The 15,112-nt window shown below is 67.8% G+C and carries 13 protein-coding genes; 4 read left to right on the top strand and 9 right to left on the bottom strand.

Going from position 1 to position 15,112, the window contains the following annotated elements:
- Nucleotides 1–14: 14 nt before the first annotated feature.
- The 4 genes from frr to rpsB all read right to left on the bottom strand — a co-directional run bounded on the left by frr (nt 15) and on the right by rpsB (nt 3,236).
- The gene (frr, locus tag G8346_RS09980) at nt 15–572 is read right to left on the bottom strand and encodes a ribosome recycling factor (protein WP_206202730.1); all 558 of its coding nucleotides are present in this window, start codon (nt 570–572) and stop codon (nt 15–17) included.
- 19 nt (nt 573–591) lie between these two features.
- Nucleotides 592–1,332: a UMP kinase gene (gene pyrH, locus G8346_RS09985; protein ID WP_166050803.1), complete on the bottom strand. Its 741-nt coding sequence runs from the start codon at nt 1,330–1,332 to the stop codon at nt 592–594.
- Between the two features lie 137 nt (nt 1,333–1,469).
- Entirely contained in the window at nt 1,470–2,345 is an 876-nt protein-coding gene (gene tsf, locus G8346_RS09990) for a translation elongation factor Ts (protein ID WP_166050805.1), read from the bottom strand.
- Nucleotides 2,346–2,348: 3 nt separating this feature from the next.
- Entirely contained in the window at nt 2,349–3,236 is an 888-nt protein-coding gene (rpsB, locus tag G8346_RS09995) for a 30S ribosomal protein S2 (RefSeq protein WP_166050807.1), read from the bottom strand.
- A gap of 254 nt (nt 3,237–3,490) precedes the next feature.
- On the opposite strand from rpsB, the gene map reads away from it, so the two are divergent.
- The 4 genes from map to dapD are packed head-to-tail and all read left to right on the top strand — an operon-like array spanning nt 3,491 to nt 9,002.
- Entirely contained in the window at nt 3,491–4,261 is a 771-nt protein-coding gene (gene map / locus G8346_RS10000; protein WP_166051868.1) for a type I methionyl aminopeptidase, read from the top strand.
- Nucleotides 4,262–4,266: 5 nt separating this feature from the next.
- A complete protein-coding gene (glnD, locus tag G8346_RS10005) occupies nt 4,267–6,936 on the top strand; it encodes a [protein-PII] uridylyltransferase (RefSeq protein ID WP_166050809.1) in 2,670 nt (889 codons plus the stop codon).
- On the top strand, nt 6,933–8,132 hold the full coding sequence (dapC, locus tag G8346_RS10010) for a succinyldiaminopimelate transaminase (protein WP_166050811.1): 1,200 nt from the start codon (nt 6,933–6,935) through the stop codon (nt 8,130–8,132). Before glnD ends, dapC begins: the two co-directional genes overlap by 4 nt.
- A gap of 45 nt (nt 8,133–8,177) precedes the next feature.
- On the top strand, nt 8,178–9,002 hold the full coding sequence (gene dapD / locus G8346_RS10015; protein WP_166050813.1) for a 2,3,4,5-tetrahydropyridine-2,6-dicarboxylate N-succinyltransferase: 825 nt from the start codon (nt 8,178–8,180) through the stop codon (nt 9,000–9,002).
- 507 nt (nt 9,003–9,509) lie between these two features.
- Here dapD and phoU read toward each other — a convergent pair.
- The 5 genes from phoU to G8346_RS10040 form a co-directional block, all read right to left on the bottom strand.
- Nucleotides 9,510–10,256: a phosphate signaling complex protein PhoU gene (phoU, locus tag G8346_RS10020; RefSeq protein WP_166050815.1), complete on the bottom strand. Its 747-nt coding sequence runs from the start codon at nt 10,254–10,256 to the stop codon at nt 9,510–9,512.
- Between the two features lie 19 nt (nt 10,257–10,275).
- The gene (gene pstB / locus G8346_RS10025) at nt 10,276–11,088 is read right to left on the bottom strand and encodes a phosphate ABC transporter ATP-binding protein PstB (RefSeq protein ID WP_370520642.1); all 813 of its coding nucleotides are present in this window, start codon (nt 11,086–11,088) and stop codon (nt 10,276–10,278) included.
- Nucleotides 11,089–11,194: 106 nt separating this feature from the next.
- Nucleotides 11,195–12,505, bottom strand: coding sequence for a phosphate ABC transporter permease PstA (gene pstA / locus G8346_RS10030; protein ID WP_370520597.1), 1,311 nt, complete (start codon nt 12,503–12,505; stop codon nt 11,195–11,197).
- Nucleotides 12,489–13,877 carry a phosphate ABC transporter permease subunit PstC gene (gene pstC, locus G8346_RS10035; protein ID WP_166050818.1) on the bottom strand — a complete coding sequence of 463 codons (1,389 nt, stop codon included), beginning with the start codon at nt 13,875–13,877 and terminating at the stop codon, nt 12,489–12,491. The genes pstA and pstC overlap by 17 nt, the downstream gene beginning before the upstream one ends.
- Before the next feature lie 118 nt (nt 13,878–13,995).
- Nucleotides 13,996–15,042, bottom strand: a complete 1,047-nt coding sequence (locus G8346_RS10040; protein ID WP_370520643.1) for a PstS family phosphate ABC transporter substrate-binding protein — start codon at nt 15,040–15,042, stop codon at nt 13,996–13,998.
- Nucleotides 15,043–15,112 lie beyond the last annotated feature (70 nt).

The following is a 15,112-nucleotide window of genomic DNA, read 5'->3' on the forward strand; positions in this document are numbered from 1 at the left end:
GGGCCGCCCGGGCCTCAGACCTCGAGCAACTCCTGCTCCTTCTCGGCCACCACCTTGTCGACGAGCTCGATATGCTTGTCGGTGAGCGCCTGCACCTCGTCGTGGGCGCGGCGGTCGTCGTCCTCGGTGATTTCCTTCTCCTTCAGCAACTCCTTGACGTGATGCAGGGCATCGCGGCGGATGTTGCGGATGGCCACCTTGGCGTTCTCGCCCTCGTGGCGCACGACCTTGGTCATGTCCCGGCGCCGCTCCTCGGTGAGCGGCGGCAGCGGCACCCGGATGACTGTGCCCGCCGTGTTCGGATTGAGGCCGAGGTCGGAGGTCATGATGGCCTTCTCGACCACCGCCACCATCTGGCGCTCCCAGGGGGTGATGGTCAGGGTGCGGGAATCCTCGACGCCGACGTTGGCCACCTGGCTCAGCGGCACGTCGCTGCCGTAGTACTCCACGGTGATGTGGTCGAGCAGGCTGGTGTGAGCGCGTCCCGTGCGCAGCTTCTTCAGCTCGCCGCGCAGCGATTCCACGCTCTTGTCCATGCGCTCGTTGGCGTCTTTCATGATCTCCTGCAGCATGCTCATGCTCTGGGTCCTCTCAGGCTTCGGCGCCGGGATCGGTCACCCGCGTCACCAGGGTGCCGACATCCTCGCCATTGACGATTCGCAGCAAGTCGCCCTTGTTGTGGACGTTGAACACGCGCAAGGGCAGGTCGTTGTCGCGGCACATCACCACCGCGGTGGCGTCCATCACGCCGAGACGCTTGTCCAGCACCTGGTCGTAGGTGAGCGTGGGATAGTGCTCTGCGTCCGGCACTTTCTTCGGGTCGGCGGAGAAGACGCCGTTCACCTTGGTCGCCTTCAGCAGCAGGTCGGCGTTGATCTCGATCGCGCGCAGGCTGGCCGCGGTGTCGGTGGTGAAGAAGGGGTTGCCGGTGCCGGCGGCGAGGATCACCACGCGGCTCTTCTCGAGATGGCGGATGGCGCGACGGCGGATGTAGTCCTCGCACACGTCGTTGATGCGGATCGCGGACATGACGCGCGCGTGCACGCCGAGCTTTTCCAGGGCGTCCTGCAGCGCCAGCGAGTTGATCACCGTGGCGAGCATGCCCATGTTGTCGCCGGTGACGCGATCCATGCCGGCCTGCGCCAGCCCCGCGCCGCGGAAGATGTTGCCGCCGCCGATGACCACCGCGACCTGCACGCCGAGCTCGCGTACGTCGCGCAGCTCGCCCGCGATGCGGTTGATGACTTCCGGGTCGATGCCGTAATCGACGCCGCCGAGAAGCGCCTCGCCGCTGAGCTTGAGGAGTATTCTTTTCGGAACTTTCCGGCTCATTTCGCCCCCTGCGATCAAAACCCCGGCACTGCCGCCGTAAATAAAGAACCCCGCTGTGCGCGGGGTCCTCGAGTTTACCTCATCTCGGGACCGCGCGGCGGTTGTCCGCCTGGCCCCATGCTGCGTTGCGCCGGGCCTCAGCCACCGCGCACCTGGGCCATCACTTCTTCGACGAAGTTGTCGGCCTTTTTCTCGATGCCCTCGCCCACCTCGAAGCGCACGAAGGACTGCACGGTGGCGCCGTGCTCCTTGAGCAGCTTGCCGACGGTGGTGTCCGGGTCCTTGACGAAGGGCTGGCCCACCAGCGTGATCTCGGCCAGCTGCTTGCGCAGGCGGCCCTCGACCATCTTCGCCACGATCTCGGCCGGCTTGCCCTCGCCCTTGGCCTGCTCGACGAGGATCTCGCGCTCCTTGTCGAGGTAATCGGCCGGGACCTGGGTCTCGTCGACGTACTGCGGACGCGAGGCGGCAATGTGCATGGCGATGTCGCGCGCCAGGCCATCGTCGCCACCCTCGAGCGCCACCAGGACGCCGATGCGGGTGCCGTGCAGGTAGCTGCCGATGAGGCCGGTGGACTCCATCAGCGCGAACCGGCGCACGCCGATGTTCTCGCCGATCTTCGCCACCAGGCCGCGCCGCGTCTCCTCGACGGTGGCGCCGTCCATGTCGGCCGCCAGCAGGGCCTCCAGGTCAGCCGGGCGCTGTGCCAGCACCAGTTCGCCGACGCGCTGCGAGAAGTTCCTGAAGTCGTCGCCGCCGGCGACGAAGTCGGTCTCGCAGTTGACCTCGAGCACCGCCGCCGCCTTGTGGTCCGGCGTCGCGGTGATCACGACCAGGCCTTCGGCCGCGATGCGGCCGGCCTTCTTGTCGGCCTTGGCGAGGCCCTGCTTGCGCATGTGCTCGACCGCCGCCTCGATGTCGCCGCCGGTCTCAACCAGCGCCTTCTTGCACTCCATCATGCCGGCGCCGGTGCGCTCGCGCAGTTCCTTTACCAGGGATGCAGAAATCGTCATGCCTTATTCCTCCTTGGCTGCAGGCGCCTCGGGTTCGGCCGCCGCGGGCTGCGCTTCAGCCGCGGGGGCCGTGGGGACCGCGGGGGCCTCTGGCTGGGCTGCGGCAGCAGGCTTGGCGGCCTTCGGGGCCGGCTTGCGGGCCGGTTTCCGGGCCGGCGCGCCCTCGTCGACCTCGACGAAGTCGTCCTCGCCCGCCGGCACTTCCGGCACCTGCGCCCTGCCCTCCAGCACGGCGTCGGCGATCCCGGCGCTGTAGAGCTGGATGGCGCGCATGGCGTCGTCGTTGCCGGGGATGACGTAATCGATACCCTCGGGCGAGCAGTTGGTGTCGACCACCGCCACGATGGGGATGCCGAGCTTGTTGGCCTCGGCCACGGCGATGCGCTCGTGCTCGATGTCGATGATGAACAGGGCGTCCGGCAGGGAGCCCATGTTCTTGATGCCGCCCAGGCTGCGCTCGAGCTTCTCCATCTCGCGCTTCAGGCCCAGCACTTCCTTCTTCGACAGGCTCTCGAAGGTGCCGTCCTCGGCCATCGCTTCGAGGTCGAACAGGCGCTTGATGGACTGCTTGACGGTCTTGTAGTTGGTCAACATGCCGCCCAGCCAGCGGTAGCTGACGAAGGGCATGCCGCAACGCTCGGCCTCGCGCTGCAGCGACTCGCGCGCAGAACGCTTGGTGCCGACGAACAGCACGCTGCCGCCGTCGGTGGCGAGCTTGCGGATGAAGTCCTGCGCCTTGATGTACAGCGGCAGGGTCTTCTCGAGATTGATGATGTGGATCTTGTTACGTTCGCCAAAGATGTAGGGTGACATCTTCGGGTTCCAGAAGCGGGTCTGGTGGCCGAAATGAACGCCGGCCTCCAGCATCTGGCGCATGGAGATAGAAGCCATGTTGTACTCCTTCGGGTTAGGCCTCCACGCATCCCACCCGGCAACCCCTGTCCACTCGGGAAAGAAGGCACCCAGCCGGGCGTGACGATGCGTGTGTGGGATTAATTGCGATTAAGGCGCGCGCTTTATACCATAGGCGCCGCCTGCGGACAATCACTGGAAAACCCTGGCGACAGGGGCTAAGTGATTGAACCGCTATGAAGTTCTCCCCCTTTACCGTTCCTGAACACGCGGCTCGGGAGGCCGCCAACGCCATGGCCGTGACCATCAAGACGACCGAGGCCGAGCGCGAGGGCATGCGCCGCGCCGGCCGCCTGGCCGCCGAGGTGCTCGACATGATCGGCGCGCACGTCCAGCCGGGCGTGTCCACCGAGGCGCTGGACGCCATCTGCCACGAGTACATCACCGGCAAGCAGGACGCCGTGCCGGCGCCGCTCAATTACCGCGGTTTCCCCAAGTCCATCTGCACCTCGGTGAATCACGTGGTGTGCCACGGCATCCCCGGGGAACGGGTGCTGAAGAAGGGCGACATCGTCAACATCGACATCACGGTGATCAAGGACGGCTGGCACGGCGACACCAGCCGCATGTTCTTCGTCGGCGAGCCCACGGTCAGCGGGCGGCGCGTGAGCGAGGTGTCGCACGAGGCGATGCGCCTCGGCATCGAGATGGTGCGCCCGGGCGTGCGCCTCGGCGACATCGGCTATGCCATCCAGCAGTACGTCGAGGCACAGCATTGCTCCGTAGTGCGCGAATACTGCGGCCACGGCATCGGGCGCGAGTTCCACGAGGACCCGCAGGTGCTGCATTACGGCAAGCCGGGCACCGGCATGGCGCTGCTGCCGGGCATGACCTTCACCATCGAGCCCATGGTCAACGCCGGCAAGCGCCACGTGCGCCTGCTGCCCGACGGCTGGACCGTGGTCACCAAGGACCACTCTCTCTCGGCACAATGGGAGCACACCATCCTGGTCACCGAGGATGGTCACGAGGTGCTCACGCTGGGCGCCTCGGGCCAGGTCTGAGCCCCATGGAAACCGCCGCCCGGCCCGCCGCCACCGACGAACCGCAGCTGCCGGAGATCGGCGCGCCGCCCGGCCCCGACGCCATCCGGCGCTTTCGCCAGGTGCTGGAGCACGGCGACCAGGCGCTGCGGGCACGCTTCAGCACCGACGAACCGGTCGAGGTGCTGGTGCGCGAGCGGGCGCGGCTGATCGACCTGGCCCTGGTGCGCGCCTGGCGCATGCACCTCGGCGACGCTCACGATGAGCTCGCGCTGGTGGCCGTCGGCGGCTACGGCCGCGGCGAGCTGCATCCTTGCTCCGACATCGACGTCATGGTGCTCATGCCCGCGGGCGACGACGGCCCGTGGCGCGAGCGGGTGTCGGCCTTCCTCACCTTCCTGTGGGACATCGGCATGGAGGTCGGGCACAGCGTGCGCTCGGTGGCCGACTGCGAGCGCGAGGCCGAGGCCGACGTCACCGTGGTCACCACGCTGATGGAGTCACGCCTGCTGGATGGCGCCCAGCCGCTGTTCGAGGCCATGCAGGCCGCCACCGCGCCCGACCGGGTGTGGCCGCCGGCAGAGTTCTTCACCGCCAAGCGCGACGAGCAGACCGCCCGGCACCATCGCTACCACGACACCGCCCACAACCTCGAGCCCAACATCAAGGGCAGTCCCGGCGGGCTCAGGGACATCCAGGTGGTGTGCTGGATGGCGAAACGCCATCTCGGCATCGGCAGTCTGCACCAGCTGGCGCAGCAGAGTTTCCTTACCGACTACGAGTACCGCCGCCTGCTGGCCGGGCAGAACTTCCTGTGGAAGATCCGCTGGGCGCTCCACACCGTCACCGGGCGGCGCGAGGACCGCCTGCTGTTCGACCACCAGGTGAAGCTGGCCAAGCTGTTCGGCTACGAGGACGCGAGCTACACGCTGGCCGTCGAGCAGTTCATGCAGAAGTACTACCGCACGGTGCAGGAGCTGGCGCGCCTCAACGAGATGCTGCTGCAGCTGTTCGAGGAGGCCATCCTGCTCGATCCCGCGGCGCCGCCGCGGACGCTGAACGCGCGCTTCCAGGTGCGTAACGAGTTCCTCGAAGTGACCGACGAGGAGGTGTTCGAGCGCACGCCCTCGGCGCTGCTGGAGATCTTCCTGCTGCTGCAGCAACAGCCCGGCCTGAAAGGCGTCAGCGCGCGCACCATCCGCCTGGTGCGCCGCGCCCTGCCGCTGATCGACGAGGAGTTCCGCCAGAACCCGCGCCACCATCGCCTGTTCATGGACATCATCAAGGCGCCCGAGGGCGTCACCCACGAGCTCAGGCGCATGAACCGCTACGGCGTGCTGGGCCGCTACATCCCGGCCTTCGGCCGCGTCACCGGGCGCATGCAGTTCGACCTGTTCCACGCCTACACCGTGGACGCGCACACGCTGTTCGTGGTCTCCAACCTGCGCCGCTTCGCCCTGGCGCGCTTCGACCACGAGATGCCCATGTGCAGCCGCATCATGCAGGCACTGCCGAAGCCGGAGCTGGCCTACCTCGCCGGCTTGTTTCACGACATCGCCAAGGGCCGCGGCGGCGACCACTCCGAGCTGGGCGCGGTGGACGCCGAGGCCTTCTGCCTCGAGCACGGCCTGTCGCCCTACGATGCCCGCCTGGTCGCATGGCTGGTGCGCCACCACCTCACCTTCTCCATCACGGCGCAGAAAAAAGACATCCACGACCCGGCCGTGGTGGCGGAGTTCGCGCGCACCGTGGGCGACGAGAACCGGCTCGACTACCTCTACGTGCTCACCGTGGCCGACGTGCGCGGCACCAGCCCGAAGCTGTGGAACGCCTGGAAGGCCTCGCTGTTCGAAGAGTTCTACGACAGCGTGAAGCGCGCCCTGCGCGCCGGCTTGGAGTCGCCCATCGACTCCGAGCAGCTGGTCGCCGAGACGCAGGAAGGCGCGCTGGCGCTGCTCGCCGCGCGCGGCATCAAGGCCGACCGCGCGCGCGAGGTCTGGAGCGGTTTCGCGCCGGAATACTTCCTGCGCCACACGCCCGAGGAGATCGCCTGGCACATCCGTGTCCTGGCCGGGCTCGAGGACCGCGGCGAGCAGTCCGCGGTGTCGGTGGAGCAGCAGACCGGGCGCGGCGGCACGGCGATCATGGTGTGCACCCTCAGCGGCCAGCACAGTTTCGCGCGCGCCACCGGCGCGCTGGACGAGCTGGGGCTGAACATCCTCGACGCGCGCGTGGTGCCGGTGGGCGACGGCCGCAACGTGCACACCTACGTGGTGCTGGAGAGCGACGGCTCGCCCATCGACGACCACGAGCGCCTGGTGCAGATCGAGAACGCCGTGCGCAAGGCGACGCTGGAGCACGGCGGCCGCATGCCGACGGTGATGCGCCAGCCTCCGCGCCAGGTGCGGATGTTCGCCACGCCGACGCGCCTCGCCTTTTCGCGCGACGCGGCCAACGGCCGCACCGTCATGGAACTGGTGGCCGCCGACCGTCCGGGGCTGCTGTGCGAAGTCGGCAAGGCCTTCGTGGAGTGCGGAGTCTCGCTGCGCGCCGCGAAGATCATGACCGTCGGCGAGCGCGCCGAAGACGTGTTCTACATCACCGAGATCGAGGGCGACATGCTCGACGAGGCCGGCTGCGCAGCGCTCGAGCGGCAACTCAAGGAGCGGCTCGACCAGCCGGCAAGCACGCCATGAACCCCCTGCTGCAGCGCCTCCATCCCTATCCTTTCGAGCGCCTCGCCAGCCTGCTGGCGGATGCAGCGCCGCCGGCCGACCGGCCGCACATCGGGCTGTCCATCGGCGAGCCGCGGCACGCGCCCCCGGCCTTCGTCGGCGCCGCCCTGTGCGCGCACCTGGAACGGCTCGGCACCTACCCGACGGCGGCGGGGCTGCCTTCGCTGCGCGCGGCCTGTGCGCGCTGGCTGGAGCGACGGTTCGATCTCGGCGTCCACGCAGTGGACCCGGAGACGATGGTGCTGCCGGTCAACGGTACGCGCGAGGGCCTGTTCTCCTTCGTGCAGGCCGCGCTGGATGCCGCGGCCGGCGGGCTGGTGATGATGCCGAACCCCTTCTACCAGATCTACGAGGGGGCGGCGCTGCTGGCCGGCGCCGAGCCGTACTACCTCGACACCACCGCGGCGACGGGTTTCCTGCCGGACCTGGACGCCGTGCCGGCGGAAGACTGGGCGCGCTGCCGCGTGCTGTTCATCTGCAGCCCCGGCAACCCCACCGGGGCGGTGATGGACGAGGGCTATCTCGCACGTGTCCTGGCGCTGGCCGAGCAATACGATTTCCTCGTCGCCTCCGACGAGTGCTATGCCGACATTTACCTGGACGAGGACCGCCCTCCGCCGGGACTGCTGGGCGCCGCGCTGCGTGCCGGCGACACCGGCTTCCGGCGCTGCGTGGTGTTCCACAGCCTGTCCAAGCGCTCCAGCGTGCCCGGGCTGCGCTCCGGCTTCGTCGCCGGCGACCCAGAGGTCATGGCGGCCTTCCGCCTCTACCGCACCTACCACGGCTGCGCGGTGCCGGAGATGGTGCAGCTGGCGAGCATCCCCGCCTGGGACGACGACGCGCACGCCGCCGCCAATCGGCGCCTGTACCAGGAGAAGTTCGATGCCGTGGTGCCGATCCTGTCCGAGGTGATGTCGGTCGAGCGCCCCGAGGCGGCCTTTTACCTGTGGCTGGCGGTGCCCGGCGACGACGTCTCGTTCACCCGCGGACTGTACGGCGCCGAGAACGTCACCGTTCTGCCGGGCCGCTACCTGTCGCGCGACCACGTGGGGGGCAACCCCGGCGCCGGCCGCATCCGCGTCTCGCTGGTGGCGGAACCCGCCGAGTGCATCGAGGCCGCGCGCCGCATCGCGCGCTTCGTGGCCGCGAAACGCTAGACTGCATATCGTACCGACCAACCGGCACCCGCCCTGGACACGCCCATGAGCACGCTGCAGGAAACCATCGAGTCGGCCTTCGAGGCACGCGCCAGCTTCTCCCCGGACAACACGCCCGACGACATCCGCCAGGCCGTGGCCGAGGCCATCGACGCCCTCGACGACGGCCGCGAGCGCGTCGCCGAGAAGGTCGACGGCGCGTGGCGCGTCAACGAGTGGCTGAAGAAGGCCGTGCTGCTGTCCTTCCGCATCGAGCGCAATCGCCTGGTCGAAATGGGCGCGCTGCGCGGCTGGGACAAGGTGCAGCTCAAGTACTCGGGCTACGACGAGACCGCCTTCACCCACGCCGGCGCGCGCATCGTCCCGCCCGCCACCGTGCGGCGCGGCGCCTTCGTCTCCGCCGACGCCGTGCTCATGCCCAGCTACGTCAACATCGGCGCCTGGATCGGCCCCGGCACCATGGTCGACACCTGGGCCACGGTGGGGTCCTGCGCCCAGATCGGCGCCAACGTGCACCTCTCCGGCGGCGCCGGCATCGGCGGCGTGCTCGAGCCGCTGCAGGCCAGCCCCACCATCATCGAGGACAACTGCTTCATCGGCGCCCGCTCCGAGGTCGTCGAGGGCGTGATCGTCGAGGAAGGCGCGGTGGTCTCCATGGGCGTGTTCATCGGCCAGAGCACCCGCATCTACGACCGCGAGCGCGACGAGGTCACCTACGGCCGCGTGCCGGCCGGCGCCGTGGTCGTGCCGGGCTCCCTGCCCTCCAGCGAGGGCAAGTGCAACCTGGCCTGCGCGGTGATCGTGAAGCGCGTGGACGCGGCGACGCGGGCCAAGGTCGGCATCAACGAGCTGCTGCGCGCGGCACGCTGACACCAGTCCAAGCCTTCCCCCCAGCCTCTATTCGTGCCGCGCTGGTCGCAGCGCGCTGCGGTGCAGGCCGATGCGGGGACGCCGTGAATACGTCCCTGTAGGCTCGCTCGCGCACGTCCCTGTGCGCGAGCGCCCCGCATCGGCCTGCACCACATCACGCAGCTGGTCGCGTGCCGGAAGAGCTGCTGCCCTGATGCAGCGCACCGACCGCCACCGCGCATGGCGCAACGCGGCGGCGACGCGGCTACGGCCGGACTGGGGACGGGTCGCGGCGAAGCGATCACGGACGGAGCGGCGACAAGGGCTCGGCGCGAGGCGCTTCGCCGGCACTCAGGGGCTGCGCCGCGGGCGGTGTGGCATGGGTGTATGCGGGGCGCTCGCGAACAGGGACGTTCGCGAGCGAGCCTACAGGGACGTATTCACAGCGTCGCCGCAAACACCCATGCCGCGGCGCCCGCGACCCGGCAGCGGCGCAGCGCCCGGCGCATACGCCCTGCCGCAGCCAGGTCAGGCGTCCTTGCCGGGCGGCGGCGGCACCTCGGCGCCCATCTCCTTCGCCAGCTGCTTGGTCTTGACGTGCCGCACGTCGCGGCCCTGCACCACGTAGATGACGTACTTGGCGATGTTCTTGGCGTGATCGCCGATGCGCTCCAGGGCCTTGATGACGATGACGATCTCGGCAGCGTGCTCGATGTGCGAAGCGTCCCGCGCCAGCGACTCGTGCACCAGGCGCAGGCACTGCTTGTATTCCCAGTTGAGGTGCCGGTCCTCGGCCGCGACGCGAATGGCCTTGTCAGCGTCGAACCCGTCCAGTGCTTCGAGCACTTCACGCAGCAGCTTGCCGGCCAGTTCCGCCATGCGGTCGATGGCGCGGCTGAACTCGGGCACCGGCTCGACCTCGTCCACCGTCAGGCGTCGTGCCGTCTTGGCGATTTTCTTGGCCTCGTCGCCGGCGCGCTCCAGGTCGGTGATGGTGCGGATCATGGCGAGCACGATGCGCAGGTCCGTGGCGATGGGCTGCCGCCGCGCGATGAGACGGAAGGCCAGCTCTTCACCCGCGGTGTCGAGCTGGTTCACCTCGGTCTCGCGCGCAACCACCTTGCGCGCCATCTCGTCGTCGCGCTCCCTGAGCGCCCGGCGTGCCAGTGCGATCTGGTCGACCACCAGGCCGCCGAGCTTCAGCACCAGCAACCGCAGCTGGTCCATCTCGTTGTCGTAGGCCTTGACTGTATGAGTCTCGGAGAGCTCTGTCATAGGAGTTTCCTTTGGCCTCTCAGCCGAAGCGGCCCGTGATGTAGTCCTCGGTCAGCTTGTGCGAGGGCGTGGTGAAAATGTGGTCGGTCGGCCCCACTTCCACCAGGATGCCGAGGTGGAAGTAGGCAGTGCGCTGCGAGACGCGCGCGGCCTGCTGCATGGAGTGTGTGACGATGGCGATGGTGTAGTTCTGCTTGAGTTCGTCGATTAGGTCCTCGATGCGCGCCGTGGCGATGGGGTCGAGCGCCGAACACGGCTCGTCCATCAGCACCACCTCCGGGTTCACCGCGATGGCGCGCGCGATGCACAGGCGCTGCTGCTGCCCGCCGGAAAGGCCGGTGCCCGGCTGATCAAGGCGATCCTTCACCTCTTTCCACAGGCCGGCCCGCTCCAGCGAGTTGTGCACGATTTCCTCGAGGTCCGTCTTGTCGCGCGCCATGCCGTGAATGCGCGGGCCGTAGGCGACGTTCTCGAAGATCGATTTCGGGAACGGGTTGGGCTTCTGGAACACCATCCCGACGCGGGCGCGGAGCTGCACCACGTCCAGCTTCTTGTCGTAGATGCTCTCGCCATCGAGGAGGATCTCCCCGGTCACGCGCGCGATATCGATGGTGTCGTTCATGCGATTGAGGCAGCGCAGGAAAGTCGACTTGCCGCAGCCCGAGGGGCCGATCATGGCGATGACCTCGTTGCGTCCCACGTCGAGCGAAACGTCCATCACGGCCTGCTTGTCGGCGTAATAGACGTCGACGTTGCGGCAGGTCATCACCGGGTCGGGATGCGTGTAGTCGCCGATGGTCTTGCCCGGGACGGCCTCGGTAGTGCCCTCCATGCGCGGCTTCTCGGAGATCGCTCGGTTCACTTCAGCTGGCATTACAACCCCTTTCTCTGGCGGAGTTTTCCTCAGTACTTCGTTCATGTCTGTATATCCCGCTCCGCTACCAGCGGCGCTCGAACTTGCGCCGCAGGAACACCGCGAGCAGGTTCATCACGAGCAGGAACCCCAGCAGCACGATGATCGCGGCGGAGGTGCGCTCGACAAAGGCCCGCTCGGGGCTGTCCGCCCAGAGGAAAATCTGCACCGGGAGCGCCGTGGAGGGGTCAGTGAATCCCTGCGGCACGTCGACGATGAAAGCGACCATGCCGATCATCAGCAGCGGTGCGGTCTCGCCCAGCGCCTGCGCCATGCCGATGATGGTGCCGGTGAGCATGCCGGGCATGGCCAGCGGCACCACGTGATGAAAGGTGGTCTGCATCTTCGATGCGCCCATCCCGAGCGCCGCCTCGCGGATCGAGGGCGGGACGGCCTTCAGCGCGGCGCGGCTGGCGATGATGATGGTCGGCAGCGTCATCAGCGACAGCACCAGCCCGCCGACCAGTGGTGCTGAGCGCGGCATGCCGAAGTAGTTCAGGAACACGGCCAGGCCGAGCAGGCCGAAAACGATCGACGGCACCGCGGCGAGGTTGTTGATGTTCACCTCGATGAGGTCGGTCCAGCGATTCTTGGGCGCGAACTCCTCGAGATAAACAGCCGCGGCGATGCCGATGGGGAAACTCAAGATAAGCGTCACCAGCAACATGTAGAAGGAGCCCTTCAAGGCCCCGAGGATGCCGGCCAGCTCGGGATCGCGCGAATCGCCGTTGGTGAACAGCGCAGTATTGAACTTCAGCTCGAGGCGATCCCTGGCCGCCATGGCGTCGATCCAGCCGAGCTGCTTGTCGCTCAGCCGCCGCTCGCCCTCGGGAACGTCTGCGGAAATCCTGCCCTTGCGGTACATGTCGACGTCGTCGTCCGCGGGGACCCACATCTGGATGGTCTGCCCCACCAGGGAGGGGTCCGCCAACACCATGTTCTGCAACTGGTACATCGCACCGGTGCTCACCAGGCTGCTAAGCGCACGCCGCTCGCTGCGACTGGTCACCTCGGGAAAGAGGTCGTAGAGACTGTTGCGCACCACCGCAAGGTAATTGCCGGCGCGCAACGAGGCTTCCGAGCCGTCGCCGTCCGGATCCACCACCTCGGCGTCGAGGTTGAACTCGAGCTGCATGTAGGTCTGCTGGAAGGCGGTGTACCCGTTGCTGATGATGCTGGTCAGAAGCAGGCCGAGAAAGCTGAGGGCCAGCACCAGGGCGATGATGCCGTAGGCCTTGAAGCGCGCCTCGGCACGATAGCGGCGCGGCAGGCTGGCGCGCACCACTTCCAGGACCGGGGAGCGCCCCTCCCCGCCTGCGTTATTCGTACTGTTCACGATACTTCCTCACCACGTGCAGGGCGATGACGTTGAGAATCAGGGTGACCACGAACAGCACCAGGCCCAGCGCGAAGGCCGCCAGGGTCTTGGCGCTGTCGAACTCCTGGTCGCCGACCAGCAGCGTCACGATCTGCACCGTCACCGTGGTCACCGCCTCGAGCGGGTTGGCGGTCAGGTTGGCCGCCAGGCCGGCTGCCATCACCACGATCATGGTCTCGCCGATGGCGCGCGAAACCGCCAGCAGGAAGCCGCCGACAATGCCCGGCAGCGCCGCCGGGATGATCACCTGCTTGATGGTCTCGGCCTTGGTGGCGCCGAGCGCATAGGCGCCGTCGCGCATGGCCTGCGGCACGGCGTTGATGACGTCGTCCGAGAGCGACGAGACGAAGGGAATGATCATGATGCCCATCACCAGGCCCGCGGCGAGGGCGCTCTCGGAGGCCACGTCGAGGCCGAGGGTCACGCCCATGGCCCTCACCTGCGGCGCCACCACCAGCGCGGCGAAGAAGCCGTACACCACGGTGGGCACGCCGGCGAGGATCTCCAGCAGCGGCTTGGCGACTGTGCGCATCTGCCGCGGCGCGTACTCGGCCAGGTAGATGGCCACCATCAACCCGATCGGGCCGGCCACCAGCATGGCGATGAAAGAGATGAGCAGCGTGCCGGCGAACAGCGGCACGGCGCCGAAAGCGCCGGAAGCGCCGACCTGGTCGGCGCGTAGCGCCGTCTGCGGGCTCCAGTTGAGGCCGAACAGGAACTCGGTGATCGGCACGCGCTGGAAGAAACGGATGGACTCGAACAGCACCGAAAGCACGATGCCGAGCGTGGTGAAAATGGCCAGTGTCGAGGAGGCGATCAGGAAGACGAGCGCAAGATTCTCGACCCGGTTGCGGGCGCGCAGCGTCATGGAGATGCTGCGGTAGCCGAAGGCCAGCCCGCCGATGGCGAGGGCGAACACCAGCACGGTGCGCAGCGTGGCGCTGGCGCCTTGCAACTCGACATACCGCGCCGCGGCCGCCTGGACGGCCTCCGACTGCTGCCCGGTGACGATATTGCCGACGACCGCGTTGCGCACGTCGTTCATGAACAGCCCGAGACGAGCGGCCTCGAGCGCCTGGATTTCCGCCGGCAGGTCGGCGATGACCAGCCGCTCGAAGACCACGGGCTCCGCGACACGCCAGGCGAACAGGAACAGGATGGCCGGCACGCCGACCAGCACGGCGGCCCAGGTGCCGTAATGCGACGGCAGGGAGTGCAGCCCCCGGATACCACCGGCGGCGTCCGCGAGCGCAAGGGAGCGTCGCTTCCCCAGCACGAAGGCGGCTGCGCTCATGACGAGCAATACGAGGACGACCGTGGAAAGTGGCATGCGGGACTCGTATCCGGCTCAGGCCGGCTCACAGTCTAGTGAGTTGCGGGGGCGACGGCCAGCCCGGCCGCCGCCCCCGACGATACCTCCGATGAGAGGCCCGGGCTTGCGCCGGCGATTACATGGCCTCGAGGTTCTTCACCCGGTTGGCCACCGCCTTGCGATCGGCCTCCGGCAGGGGAATCAGGCCACGGTCGACGAGGTAGCCCTCGGGACCCACGGCCTTGTCACTGGTGAACTCGGCCAGGAATTCGCGCATGCCCGGGATCACGCCCACGTGCGCCTTCTTGGCATAGAAGAACAGCGAACGAGAGATCGGGTAGCTGCCGTCGGCGATGGCCTCGAAGGTCGGGGACACGCCATTGATGGCCTTGCCCTTCAGTACGTCGCTGTTCTGGTCGAGGAAGCTGAAACCGAAGATGCCCAGTGCCTGGGGGTTCGCCTGCAGCTTCTGCACGATCAGGTTGTCGTTCTCGCCGGCCTCGACGTAACCGCCGTCCTCACGGACGGTGTGGCACACGGCCTTGTACGCGTTCTTGTCGGCCGACTTCATCGCGGCGATCCACGGGTAGGTCTTGCAACCGCCCTCCATGGCCAGCTCGACGAAAGCGTCGCGCGTGCCGGAGGTCGGGGGCGGGCCGAGCACCTCGATCTTGATATCGGGCAGCGCGGCATTGACCTGCTTCCAGGTCATGTAGGGGTTCTTCACCAGCTTGCCGCTGTCGGGGTTGGCCGGGTCCGGCACCTCGGCAGCCAGCGCCAGCCAGACGTCCCTCAGCGACAGGTCGTAGCTGGGACCCGCCTTGGAGTTGGACATGACGATGCCGTCGAAGCCGACCTTGACCTCGATGATCTCGGCGACGCCGTTCGACTTGCACAGCTCGACCTCGCTGCTCTTGATGGCGCGCGAGGCATTCGTGATGTCCGGATGCTCGACGCCGACGCCGGCGCAGAACAGCTTCAGGCCGCCGCCCGAGCCGGTCGACTCGACCTTCGGGGTCTTGAAGGCGGTCGAGCGACCGAAGTTTTCGGCCACCACGGTGGTGAACGGGTAGACGGTCGACGAACCGACAATGAAGATAGAATCACGGGCAGACTGGGCGTGGGCGGAGCCGGCCATGAGCAGCACAGCAGCGACCGAGGCCGTCGTCAGGGTCTTCTTGATCACAGGTATCCCCTCGGGTTGGGTTGGTTTGACTGGCGCAAGTTATACCGGCGACGTGTTACAGCTTTGT

The sequence above is a fragment of the Thioalkalivibrio sp. XN279 genome (genome assembly GCF_011089885.1).
Taxonomy (GTDB): domain Bacteria; phylum Pseudomonadota; class Gammaproteobacteria; order Steroidobacterales; family XN24; genus XN24.